A 12,529-nucleotide genomic window follows, 5' to 3' on the forward strand; every position below is an offset into this window, starting at 1 on the left:
GAGCAACAGAGGGACATGGCGCAGCTTATCACCATCCTGGTCCTGGTCTTCTCGGCCTGGTGGCTCTACCGCCGCTTCGTCTCCGATGCCCGCAAGCTCGCCGAAAAATCCCGCCGCGCCGAAAAGGAACGCCAGACCGGCGCGATCGGCACGCTGGTCAAGGATCCCGTGACCGGGGAATACCGGCTGAAGCGGGATGAGGAATAAAATTAAGGGCCTCGCCACGGCTCTGCCCCATCCGCATCCCACACCCCTCCCCAACCCCTCCCCACAAGGGGGAGGGGCTTAACTTGCCGCACCCGCGTTTCAGATATTCGACGTTTCGGGAGGAGCGAGGGGCGCGCTCCGGGTTAGTCCCTCCCCCTTGTGGGGAGGGGTTGGGGAGGGGTCTTAGATCTCGCGATCGCCGCAAAACCCTTGACCCTCGCCGCCCTCCATGGCACCTGTCGCGCCGATAATCCCCACGCAATCGGTGCCGTTTCATGTCAGCCATCCCAGACCATATGAACCCGAAGCGCTCCTTCCAGGCGCTGATCCTGACCCTGCATAGCTACTGGGCGGACAAGGGTTGCGCGGTGCTGCAGCCCTATGACATGGAAGTCGGCGCCGGCACCTTCCACCCGGCCACCACGCTGCGTGCCCTCGGCCCCAAGCCGTGGAAGGCCGCCTATGTCCAGCCGTCGCGGCGCCCGTCGGACGGCCGCTATGGCGAAAACCCGAACCGGCTGCAGCATTATTATCAGTACCAGGTGATCCTGAAGCCGAACCCGCCCAATCTGCAGGAACTCTATCTCGGCTCATTGGCGGCGATCGGCCTCGATCCGCTGCTGCACGACATCCGCTTCGTCGAGGACGACTGGGAAAGCCCGACGCTCGGCGCCTGGGGCCTTGGCTGGGAGTGCTGGTGCGACGGCATGGAAGTCTCGCAGTTCACCTATTTCCAGCAGGTCTGCGGCATCGAATGCGCACCCGTCGCCGGCGAACTAACCTATGGCCTCGAACGCCTCGCCATGTATGTCCAGGGCGTCGACAATGTCTACGACCTGAACTTCAACGGCCGCGAGGGCGACGAGAAGATCAGCTATGGCGACGTCTTCCTGCAGGCCGAGCAGGAATATTCGCGTCACAATTTCGAATTCGCCAATACCGAGATGCTGCATCGCCACTTCGTCGATGCCGAGAAGGAATGCCGGGCGCTGCTCGATGCCGGCGCTCCCGGCGACAACGCCAACCAGCGCCTGCACAAATGCGTCTTCCCGGCCTATGACCAGTGCATCAAGGCGAGCCACGTCTTCAACCTGCTCGACGCCCGCGGCGTCATCTCGGTCACCGAGCGGCAGAGCTATATCCTGCGCGTACGAACCCTCGCCAAAGCCTGCGGCGAAGCCTTCCTGCTGACCGATGCCGGCGGCGTCAATCTGGGCAAAGAGGCGGCGTGACGCAGAAACCTGCCAGCCGTATCGTCCATATCAACGGCTGGCCAGGCACCGGGAAGCTGACTATCGGCCGCTTGCTGGCGAAAAAGCTCGGCGCGCGGCTCATCGACAATCACATGCTGCTTAATCCGGCCGAAGCTCTTTTCGCCCGTAGCAACCCTCTGCATGCATCGCCGCGTGAGCAGGTTCGGCGAGCGGTTTTCGACCATGCCGTGCGCGCCGATCCGGCTGAAAGCTTCGTCTTTACCGATGCTCTTGCGGATGACGAGCATGATCGTGCGATGTTCTCCTGGTATCCCGATCTGGCGGCCGCCAGAGGCGCGGATCTGGTCGCGGTTCTCCTCGATTGCGCGCCGGAGGAGAATGCCAGGCGTCTCGTTTCGCCGGGCCGATCGGAGGCGCTCAAGCTGACGGATCCGGCGAGGCTGCAACAGCTCCGGGCTACTTATAAACTGTTGCGCGGACTGCCTGAACACACCGTCGAAATTGATACGACGAAGCTCTCGCCGGAAGAGACGGCGGCCCGAATTCTCGCGCAGATCGGTGTTTGACGACAGCCGGGACGCTCACCGACGCCGGCCGCGTCAGTTTCTCGAAAGAGTCGGCGTAAAAGCACCTCGAAAAAATCACCGCTTCCGCGACTGCGCTTCTTTTACGCGAACCGCTCGACCACTATCTTATCGCTGTTTCGATCAGGTATAGATTCGGTCTGTCTTTTGAAGAGCGGTATTCTTTATTTTAAAATCGCGTTTGAAAACTGCGCAGCCCGTGTGCCGCAGCTGCTATCATGGCTGACACCATGCGCAGTTCTTGTCCTGCTGACCTCGTGCAGCGATTTTGACAATGAGTTCGCCGTCCGGTCGGCAAACACCACGATCGAAGTGTCCACCGACGGCACCGCCTTCGTGTCCGAAAGTTTCGACATCCTGGTCAAGAGGGCGGCAAATTACGGCGGCGTTTACGTTGACATCCCTCAACGTTTCACCGATGCGTCAGGTGGTGCTCACTGGCGAGATTTCAAACTGGCCGCAGCCCGGCGTGACGGACAAGACGAATACTATTCCCGGGAAAATAATGTGCCGGGCCACTCGATTTATATCGGAGCGGAGCATTGCAAAGGCTGCTCTGCAGATCTGCCCACCGGCCTTACAAAGATCCAGATCGCTTATTGGCTCGGACGCCTCGTTCGTCAGGAAGGCGACCGCGAGATTCTCTTCCTGCCGGCCTATATGGGCCGCGTGCACGGCCAGGGAGCGAAAAAAACGCTTACCTTGAGGCTGCCGCCGGGCGGAACGTTACGGCCCGCGCAACAGAATCGGGCGGTGGCCTATGACATCATGCGGAGCGCATCGAATGAGCTCTTGGTGTCTATCCCAGCAGGTAAAGAGGATCGCGTCCTGCCTGATATCGAGATCGAATATCCAGCAGGGACCTTTGTGATCGTCACGAGCGGCAAGCGGGTACAGTGGTGGCTCTCCGATCACTTTCTCCCATTCATAAGCATTCTTGGACTGCTCATCGCCGGTTTGTTTGTCCTCATTCGATGGTGGGGCTGGCGATTGCCTGCATCTTCAATTGCTGTCGACAGCAAGGAGACGGAGAGCCTATCGCCTGCTTTAGCTGCCTATGTGTTTTGTAACTGGAAGCCGGGTGCTGCAAAGGCAGCCTTCATGGCGTCTGTCTGTCATCTCGCAATGAAAAGAATGCTTCGCATTTCCAGCCTTGGTGAGAATGCTGAAGCGACGGATTTGTCTGCAAGGCAAGTGCGCAAGAAGGGCAAAGTGGCGCGCGCCAGATGGTATGGTCTTCCGGCTGTGACGCGTTCGGTATTTGGTCGAATTGAAGGAGAGCGTCCAGTCGATGGTCGGCGCAAGGTCGCATATGCCCTGTATGGTTTCGAACGTGACCTGCACCAGACAGTCGCTGAGGAATATCGGAAAGTCAGAGGTGGCGTAGATCGAGCAGTGCTGACCACTTCGGCGGTTGTTCTGGCTCTTTGCGGCGCCGTCGCCTATTTTTCGGGCCTATTTATCTATTCCACCGCCATCTGCGGGCTATTGTTCATTCTTTTTTCAGTTGTGGCAATGCTTCGCCATCCAGAGCGGTTTCCCGTGGCCACCGGCACCTCCGAGCAGTTCAAGCAGGCGATCAGTTTGTTTGTGGCGCTTCCGGCGATGGCGATTATTGCACTTGTCTATATCGGCACGACTGAGGTGATCAGCGAGCAGTGGCCATATCTGGTAGCGATCTTGCTGCACATTGCCGGCATTATCGCCGTCTTGGCGATGCTGCGCATGCCAACGTCGAAGCAGCGGCAGATCCGCAATAAAATCCTCGATTTGGATCGTTATTTTCGCGGCGAGATAAATGGTCCGGCAATGTCCGTCGAATGCTACGAGCACTATCTGCCATTCGCCATCGCACTTGATGTCGAAAAACGCTGGACGGAACAATTCAACCTGTGGCGAGAAAGCGAAAAGATAGATGCCTATGCTCCGGATTGGCGGAGCAGTTCTTAGAGCGGCGGTGAAAACGCCAAGATGACTTTCCCATGCCGAATCACTAACCTGCGTTCATCAAATCGGGGAGCCCGCCTGCATGTATGTCATACTCGCAATTATCGTCGTCATCGCGCTCTACGTCGTCTTCATCTACAACGGCCTGGTTCGTTCCCGGCAGATGGCTGAAGAAGCCTGGTCGGGCATCGACGTGCAGCTCAAGCGCCGCGCCGATCTGATCCCGAACCTGATCGAGACGGTCAAGGGTTATGCCGCCCACGAAAAGTCGACGCTCGAAGAGGTGGTTGCGCTCCGCAACAAGGCGCAGGCCGTGCCATCCGGCGATGTCGCTGGCAGGGCGCAGGCGGAGGGGCTGCTCGGCCAGGCGCTCGGGCGTGTCATCGCGCTGGCCGAGGCCTATCCCGATCTCAAGGCCAACCAGAATTTTGCCGAACTGCAGGCCTCGCTCGAAACCATGGAAGGCGAGCTGCAGATGGCGCGGCGTTATTACAACGGTGCGGCCCGCGACCTCAACGTCAAGGTCGAAAGCTTCCCCTCCAATCTCGTCGCCGGCCAGTTCGGTTTTGCCAAGCGGGACTATTTCGAAATCACCAACGAGGCCGATCGCGCCGTTCCCAGCGTCAAATTCTGACGATCCGGCATTTTGCCTTTGCAAGAAAGCGATTAAGAGCAAGGGCAGATTGCGGCCGGCAATGGTCGCTCCATGGAAGAAACGACATGACACCCACAGCCAAACTCACGATCATCCCGCCCGGCAGGCCGCTTTCGGGCCGCGCCATGCCGCCAGGCTCCAAGTCGATCACCAATCGGGCGCTGCTGCTCGCCGGCCTCGCCAAGGGCACGAGCCGGCTGACCGGGGCGCTGAAAAGCGACGATACGCGCTATATGGCCGATGCGCTGCGCGCCATGGGCGTTGCGATCGACGAACCCGACGACACCACCTTCGTCGTCACCGGCAGCGGCAGGCTCCAGCCGCCGAAGGCGCCGCTCTTCCTCGGCAATGCCGGCACGGCGACGCGCTTCCTGACGGCGGCCGCCGCCTTGGTCGATGGCACGGTGATCGTCGATGGCGACGAACATATGCGCAAGCGCCCGATCGGCCCGCTGGTCGAGGCGATGCGCACGCTCGGCATCGACGCGACATCGGAAACCGGCTGCCCGCCGGTCACCGTCAAAGGCACCGGCCGCTTCCAGGCCGACCGCATCCGCATCGATGGCGGCCTCTCCAGCCAGTATGTCTCGGCGCTGCTGATGATGGCGGCCGGCGGCGACCGGCCGGTCGATATCGAACTCGTCGGCGAGGATATCGGCGCGCTCGGTTACATCGATCTGACCACGGCGGCGATGAAGGCCTTCGGCGCCAAGGTCGAAAAGACCAGCCCCGTCACCTGGCGCGTCGAGCCGACCGGCTACAGCGCCGCCGACTTCATCGTTGAGCCCGATGCTTCGGCTGCGACCTATCTCTGGGCCGCCGAAGTGCTGACCGGCGGCGCGATCGATCTCGGTGTTCCCGCCGACGCCTTTTCGCAGCCGGATGCCCGCGCCTACGACATGATCGCCCGTTTTCCGCAGCTGCCCGCCGAAATCGACGGTTCGCAGATGCAGGACGCGGTTCCGACGCTGGCCGTGCTCGCCGCCTTCAACGCGACGCCGGTCCGCTTCGTCGGTATCGCCAACCTGCGCGTCAAGGAATGCGACCGCATCCGGGCGCTTTCCTCCGGCCTCAACCGCATCCTTCCCGGCCTTGCCCGTGAAGAGGGCGACGATCTGATCGTAAGGTCCGATCCGGCCCTTGCGGGAAAACGCCTGCCGGCCGAGATCGACAGCTTCGCCGATCATCGCATCGCCATGAGCTTCGCGCTTGCCGGGTTGAAGATCGACGGCATCACCATTCTCGATCCCGATTGTGTCGGCAAGACCTTCCCCGCCTATTGGCGGACGCTCGCCGCCCTCGGCGTGACCTATCGGGACAAGGATTGACTAGAAGCAGCCGAGGCTGCCGGCGGGGAGACAGGGATGGGTCGTCGGTTTTTCGGGTTTTGTTTTGCACTGCTGCTGATGCTCGCCGCTCCGGCGGCCTTTGCCGCCGAGGTGATCGACAGCTTCGCCTCCGCCATCACGCTCGAAAAGAGCGGCGCGATGACGGTGACGGAAACGATCACCGTCAATGCCGAGGGCAATCGGATCAATCACGGCATCTTCCGGGATTTCCCGCTCTATTTCACCGATGCCGGGGGCCATCGTCGCAGCGTCGATTTCGACATGGTGGCGGTCACCCGCGACGGCGCAGACGAGCCCTGGCACACGGAATCGATTGACGGCGGCATCCGCATCTATGCCGGCTCCGCCGAGGTGACGGTAACGCAGGGCCGCCACCGCTATGTCTTCACTTACAAGACAAATCGTCAGATCCGCTATTTCGACGATCATGACGAACTCTATTGGAACGTCACCGGCAACGGCTGGATCTTCCCGATCCGCTCGGCGACGGCAACGGTGCAACTGCCGCCCGGTGTCACTGCCACCGAGACGACCTTTTTCACCGGTCGGCAGGGGGCGACGGGAAAGAATGCCCGCGTCAGCGAAGCCGGGGCCGGCCCCGTCTTTTCCACCACCGCGCCGCTCGATGCCAACGAAGGGCTGACCTTTGCGATCCGCATGCCGAAGGGGTCGATCGATCCGCCGAGCGCCGATATGGAAAGCACCTGGTGGCTGAAGGACAACCGCAATTATTTCATCGGCTTCGGCGGCCTGATCCTGGTCTTCGCCTATTATCTCAGATCATGGCTGAAGGTCGGCCGCGATCCCGCCCGCGGCGTCGTCGTGCCGCGCTGGGACGCGCCCGAGGGCATCTCGCCGGCGCTGGTCAACTACATCGACAATAAGGGCTTCTCCGGCGGGGGCTGGACGGCGCTTTCCGCCACGGCGCTCAATCTGGCGGTCCGTGGTTACGTCAAACTCGAAGACCTGAAGAATTCGATCGTCATCCGCGGCACCGGCAAAGCGCTCGGCAAGGAGAAATTCCAGGCCGGCGAGATCGAGCTGCTGAGGGTCGCCGGCGGCGAAGGCAGAACGCTGACGATCGACAAGGCCAATGGCGAGCGGGTGAAATCCGTCGGCCAGTCCTTCCGTTCGGCGATCGAGAAGGAACACCGCGGCAAATATTACAATGCCAACCTCGGCTATACCATAGGCGGCATCGCGCTCAGCGCCGCCGCTCTGGTGACGCTGTTCGTCTTTGGGTCGCTGGAGCCGGACACGATCGCGCTGATACTGATCCCGACCGCCATCTCGGTCTTCGTTGCGGTTTTCGTTGCCGGCTTCGTCCGGTCGCTGCATCGCGGCAGTTCGCTGTTCGGCAAGATCATTGCCATCATCGCTGCGGCGATCGGCGTTTTCGTCGGCATCGGCATCCTGTCGGCGATGGTCCTGGCGCTCGCCTCCTCGCTGGTGAAGCTGCACGAAACGCCGATGCTGTTTGCGGTCGGCGGCATCGTGTTGCTCAACATCCTCTATTTCTTCATCATGGGCGCGCCGACCCCGCTCGGCGCCAGGATGATGGACGGTATAGACGGCCTGCGCCAATATCTGACACTGGCCGAGAAAGACCGGATGAACACGGCTGGCGCGCCTGAGATGTCGCCGCAGCATTTCGAGACGCTGCTGCCCTATGCGGTGGCGCTCGGCGTCGAAAAACCCTGGTCGCGCACGTTCGAAACCTGGCTTGCCGCAGCTGCCGCCGGTGCGGCCGCAGCCTATACGCCGGCCTGGTATTCCGGCGATTTCAACAGCGGCAGTTTTTCCGACCGCGTCGGCGGCTTCTCCTCGTCGATGGCCTCGACCATCGCTTCGACGATCCCTTCGCCGCCGCCGTCGAGCTCGTCCTCCGGTTTTTCCGGCGGCGGCTCGTCCGGTGGCGGTGGCGGTGGCGGGGGAGGCGGGGGCTGGTAAGCTTTCCCGCTTGACCTTTCGGCCCTTGGCCCTTAACCGCCAGAGGCAAAAGGAAAGGGTGGCGCATGAAGGTTCTGTTGATCGGATCGGGCGGACGCGAGCATGCGCTCGCCTGGAAGCTGGTGCAATCGCCGTTGATGACGGAATTCTACGCCGCGCCCGGCAATCCCGGCATTGGCGAACACGCCGTTCTCGTGCCCATCAATACCGAGGATCATGAAGCGGTCGCCGCTTTCTGCAAGGACAAGGCGATCGATTTCGTCGTCGTCGGCCCGGAAGCGCCGCTGGTCGCCGGCCTTGCCGACCGCTTGCGTGCCGATGGCCTGACGGTCTTCGGACCGTCTGCGGCTGCCGCCCAGCTCGAGGGCTCCAAGGGCTTCACCAAGGATATCTGCGCCCGCTACGGCATTCCCACAGGCGCCTATCAGCGCTTCAACAACGCACCGAAGGCCAAGGCCTATATTCGCGCTCAGGGCGCGCCGATCGTCGTCAAGGCCGATGGCCTTGCCGCCGGCAAGGGCGTCACGGTGGCGATGACGCTGGATGAAGCCTTGGCCGCCGTCGACGACTGCTTCGAGGGCGCCTTTGGCGCTGCCGGCGCCGAAGTCGTCGTCGAGGCCTATCTCGACGGCGAGGAAGCGAGTTTCTTCTGCCTCTGCGACGGCAAGAACGCGCTGCCGCTGGCAACAGCCCAGGATCACAAGCGGGTGGGTGAGGGCGATACCGGCGTCAATACAGGCGGCATGGGCGCTTATTCGCCGGCACCTGTCATGACCGCCGAAATGGTCGAGCGCACCATGAAGGAGATCATTGAGCCGACGATCCGCGGCATGGCCGAGAGCGGTCATGCCTTCTCCGGCGTGTTTTTCGCCGGGCTGATGATCACCAGCAAGGGTCCGGAACTCATCGAATACAATGTCCGCTTCGGCGACCCCGAATGCCAGGTGCTGATGATGCGGTTGAAGAGCGATCTGCTGCCGCTGCTGCTCGCCACCGCCAACGGCACGCTCGACCAGGTGAGCGCCGAGTGGAGCGACGATCCGGCCCTGACAGTGGTCATGGCCTCGAAGGGCTATCCCGCCGCCTATGAAAAAAACACACCGATCCTTTCCCTGCCGGAGGCAGGCGAGGGCGAGAAGGTGTTTCATGCCGGCACGGGTCTGAAGGACGGCGCATTGGTGGCGACCGGCGGCCGCGTGCTGAACGTCACCGCGTCAGGCGGCACGGTCGCCGAGGCCAAGGACCGCGCCTACGCGCTGCTCGATAGGGTGAGGTGGGAAAACGGCTTCTCCCGGCGCGACATCGGCTGGCGGGCGATCGAGCGCGAAACCGCCGTGGGCACTGCATAATTCCTTAAATCGGAATCGATTTAAGGACAAAATTATGCAGCATTCAGAGTGCTACAGCGTCCTTTGCCCGTCTGAAAAGACGCGCGGCGCTGTAGAGTATAAACCGCCGCGTTCCTTAAATTTTTACCTTTTCCCCTGACGGGATGGAAACAAAGCTGCGCTATACCGCTCCCATAGTGAGACGGAGGTGCGTTGATGCGTCAGATTTTCCTCGGTGCGGCAATCCTGCTGATGGCAGGTTCGGCAATGGCATCCTCGATCGAGGTGATCGGCAAGGCTGCGCCGCGCCCGGCCGAGGGCAGCATCGTCACCGAGAGCTGCGGCGCTTGCCCGCCGCTGCAGGCCGAACTCGTCAAGAGGGACTATACGGTGCCGGAACTGAAGCCCGGCGTCCTCCAGGCGAGTGAAGTCCGTGATGTCGGCGGCGAAAAGAAGATTTATCGCACCGAGGGCTGGATGGGCGGCTCGCCCGTCGTCTTCGTCAGCAAGGCGACCCCGGAAGCGATGATCGCCGCCGCGCCTTCGGCCCCCTCCGCCGATGGCATCGATATGAGCGCGACCACCGCGGCCGTCATCGGCGGCGATGCCAAGCCTGTTGTGGCCGGCATGGCGGAACAACCGGCAGCCCTGAACGTTTCGGAATTCAAGCTGCGTTTCTGAAGCAATTCCAGTTTTGCATTAGAAATTGCCTAAAACAAAGTTCCCTGCCCCGCCTGATCAAGGTTTCGATCGTTTGGGGTTCCACCACCGGTGGACCGAATGCACCCTCGATGAGCAGCGAGGGTGCATTCATGTTTGAAGGCAGGTAAAATCGAATGCAATTTTACCCCTGGATTTTTAGGGAAAGCTTCGTCGAGAACAGCTAAATTAAAGATTTCTTATGGGGTGGGCATTAGTGGTTGCTTACCCGGTCGCAGCATGTTGTTTTTAGCAGCGGTAGACGCGTCGTCTTGTTTGGCGCGCTCGCACAGGCGGTAGAAGACCGCACCGGAATGCACCCACCATTCCCGTTGCGAGGCGTCATGAAAAATCTGAAAATATCGAAGCAACTCATAGTGCTGGTCGTCGGCCTGATGATCGCCTTTGCGGTCGCCACGTCGCTGCAGATCCGCTCTTCGGTCGATGCGATCTACAAGGAGCGGTATGACATGCTCCGCGCCGAGGTTCAGTCGGCAGTCTCCGTTCTCAAGCTTTACCAGGCCAAGGTCGCCGCGGGCGAAATGACGCTCGAGGATGCCCAGAAGCAGGCCTATGCCACCGTCAACGGCATGAAATACGATCCGGACGGCTATTTCTTCGGTTATAGCTACGACGTCCAGATGATGTTCCACTACGACGCCGCGAAAGTCGGGCAGAACCTCAAGGGCCAGGCGGACAGCAAGGGCAAGCTCTACCGCGAGGAACTGGTCAAGCTCGGCCAGCAGGGCGGCGGTCTCGTCGAATTTTATTCCACCAGCAAACCGGGCCAACCGGCCGGCGATTACCGCAAGACGGCCTATGGACAGGCCTTCGAGCCATGGAAAGTCGTCGTCGTCACCGGCGTCTACATGGACGATCTCGATGCGCAGATCGACAGCACGATCCTGACCGCGCTCTCCGGCAGCATCGTTCTGTTCTTCCTTGCCATGGCGGCCGCCTATGTTGTCATCCGTGGCATATCGGGACCTCTCAACAATGTTCACGCCGCCTTGAAGGCTGTCTCTGAAGAGGACGTTTCCATCGCCATCCCGCATACGGGAATGAACAACGAGGTCGGCATGATGGCGAAAGCCACGCTGGCGCTGCAGGAAAAGATCCGCGAACGCCATCAGATGTCGGATCGCGAGGCGGCCCAGCAGCTGGCGCTGGAAAATGAGCGCGAAAACAATCAGCGCCAGCAGCAGGACGAGACAGCGCTGCAGGCCCGCGTGGTTGCGACGATCGGCCAGGCGCTGGAGATGATTGCCCGCGGCGATCTCACCGTGCGCTGCGCCGATCTCGGCCAAAAATACGCCGCCCTTCGCGACAACTTCAACGATGCGCTGTCGCATCTTGAAGCCGCCATGGCCAAGGTCAGCGCCAAGGGCACCGATATCGGCACCAGCAAGGAAGAGATCCGCCGCGCCTCCAACGAGCTGTCGCAGCGCACCGAGCGCCAGGCCGCCAGCCTCGAGGAAACTTCCGCCGCACTCGACGAACTCACTGTCGCCGTCCGCCAGACGGCGGATGGCGCCCATGAGGCGAGCAAGCGCGTCCACTCCGTCAGCACCGAAGCCACCCACAGCGATGCGATCGTCGGCCAGGCGATCGAGGCGATGAGCGGCATCGAGAAGTCGTCGTCGGAGATCACCAAGATCATCGGCGTCATCGACGAGATCGCCTTCCAGACCAACCTGCTGGCGCTGAATGCCGGCGTCGAGGCGGCCCGCGCCGGCGAATCCGGCAAGGGGTTTGCCGTCGTCGCCCAGGAGGTGCGCGAGCTTGCCCAGCGCTCGGCCGCTGCCGCCAAGGAGATCAAGGACCAGATCGCCCGCTCCTCCAGCCAGGTCGACCATGGCGTCCGCCTGGTCGGCGAGGCAGGCGAGGCGCTGAAGCGCATCTCCGATCAGATCAAGGCTGCCAACGAAATCGTCGCCAAGATCGCCCACAGCGCCTCCGAACAGGACACGACGCTGCGCTCGATCTCCTCGTCGATGAACCAGCTCGACGCCGCCACCCAGCAGAACGCCGCCATGGCCGAGGAAACCACGGCATCGGCCGAAACGCTCGCCAGCGACACCGACGAGCTGATCGACCTCATCCGCGGCTTCCGCGTCAGCGGCGAAAGCGCCGCCCCGGCCATGCATCAGGGTCGTCGCGCCGCTTAAACGGCGCAGGGACGACAGACATTCGTATTGCCAACAGCACGGCCGTCGGTTCTCCGGCGGTCGTGTTGTTTTGGACGCCAGCCGGAGCCAAGTCACGCGAAGCGCGTGCGGCATGGGTACTCGGGTCAAGCCCGATTATGACGGAGTGTGGGGATAACGAGCGGCAAGAGGCGAGAGGTCCGGCGGAAATTCAGCAAAATGGGTGAGCGGTTCTGCGTGGGAATGAGGCAGGCAGCGGCAATTCCAACAAAACCACCACGCACGTCACTATATTCCGCATGCGTTCCCCGACCCTCCGTCGTCCTCGGGCTTGACCCCATATGCGCTAACTTAGCTGTCTATGTGCGATGGATCGTCGCCTTCGCGGCGGCTCGCGCAGTCGATAGAGCAACCGGATTCTGGCGATCGCCCTGATGGGAGCGTGCAAG

The 12,529-nt window shown here is 61.7% G+C and carries 10 protein-coding genes; all 10 read left to right on the forward strand.

Annotated elements, in window-relative coordinates:
• The first annotated feature begins 15 nt into the window (after positions 1-15).
• Positions 16-207 (forward strand): hypothetical protein, encoded by a 192-nt coding sequence (locus ATY75_RS24610; protein WP_003584596.1) that lies wholly within the window; start codon positions 16-18, stop codon positions 205-207.
• Positions 208-482: 275 nt separating this feature from the next.
• On the forward strand, positions 483-1,439 hold the full coding sequence (locus tag ATY75_RS24615) for a glycine--tRNA ligase subunit alpha (protein WP_010069596.1): 957 nt from the start codon (positions 483-485) through the stop codon (positions 1,437-1,439).
• Complete coding sequence (locus tag ATY75_RS24620; protein WP_088939556.1) at positions 1,436-1,987, forward strand: AAA family ATPase; 552 nt, start codon at positions 1,436-1,438, stop codon at positions 1,985-1,987. The genes ATY75_RS24615 and ATY75_RS24620 overlap by 4 nt, the downstream gene beginning before the upstream one ends.
• Positions 1,988-2,206: 219 nt before the next feature.
• Positions 2,207-3,955 carry a DUF2207 domain-containing protein gene (locus tag ATY75_RS24625; protein ID WP_245317626.1) on the forward strand — a complete coding sequence of 583 codons (1,749 nt, stop codon included), beginning with the start codon at positions 2,207-2,209 and terminating at the stop codon, positions 3,953-3,955.
• 79 nt (positions 3,956-4,034) lie between these two features.
• Positions 4,035-4,586, forward strand: coding sequence for a LemA family protein (locus ATY75_RS24630; RefSeq protein WP_088939558.1), 552 nt, complete (start codon positions 4,035-4,037; stop codon positions 4,584-4,586).
• Between the two features lie 86 nt (positions 4,587-4,672).
• Positions 4,673-5,935, forward strand: coding sequence for a 3-phosphoshikimate 1-carboxyvinyltransferase (gene aroA, locus ATY75_RS24635; RefSeq protein WP_088939559.1), 1,263 nt, complete (start codon positions 4,673-4,675; stop codon positions 5,933-5,935).
• 36 nt (positions 5,936-5,971) lie between these two features.
• Positions 5,972-7,906: a DUF2207 domain-containing protein gene (locus tag ATY75_RS24640; protein ID WP_088939560.1), complete on the forward strand. Its 1,935-nt coding sequence runs from the start codon at positions 5,972-5,974 to the stop codon at positions 7,904-7,906.
• Between the two features lie 65 nt (positions 7,907-7,971).
• Positions 7,972-9,255: a phosphoribosylamine--glycine ligase gene (gene purD, locus ATY75_RS24645; protein ID WP_088939561.1), complete on the forward strand. Its 1,284-nt coding sequence runs from the start codon at positions 7,972-7,974 to the stop codon at positions 9,253-9,255.
• 195 nt (positions 9,256-9,450) lie between these two features.
• A complete protein-coding gene (locus ATY75_RS24650; protein WP_064837031.1) occupies positions 9,451-9,915 on the forward strand; it encodes a plant virulence effector HPE1-like domain-containing protein in 465 nt (154 codons plus the stop codon).
• 362 nt (positions 9,916-10,277) lie between these two features.
• Positions 10,278-12,101, forward strand: a complete 1,824-nt coding sequence (locus tag ATY75_RS24655; protein ID WP_088939562.1) for a methyl-accepting chemotaxis protein — start codon at positions 10,278-10,280, stop codon at positions 12,099-12,101.
• Positions 12,102-12,529: the final 428 nt, after the last annotated feature.

Source organism: Rhizobium sp. N122, assembly GCF_002211295.1.
In the GTDB taxonomy this organism is placed as follows: domain Bacteria; phylum Pseudomonadota; class Alphaproteobacteria; order Rhizobiales; family Rhizobiaceae; genus Rhizobium.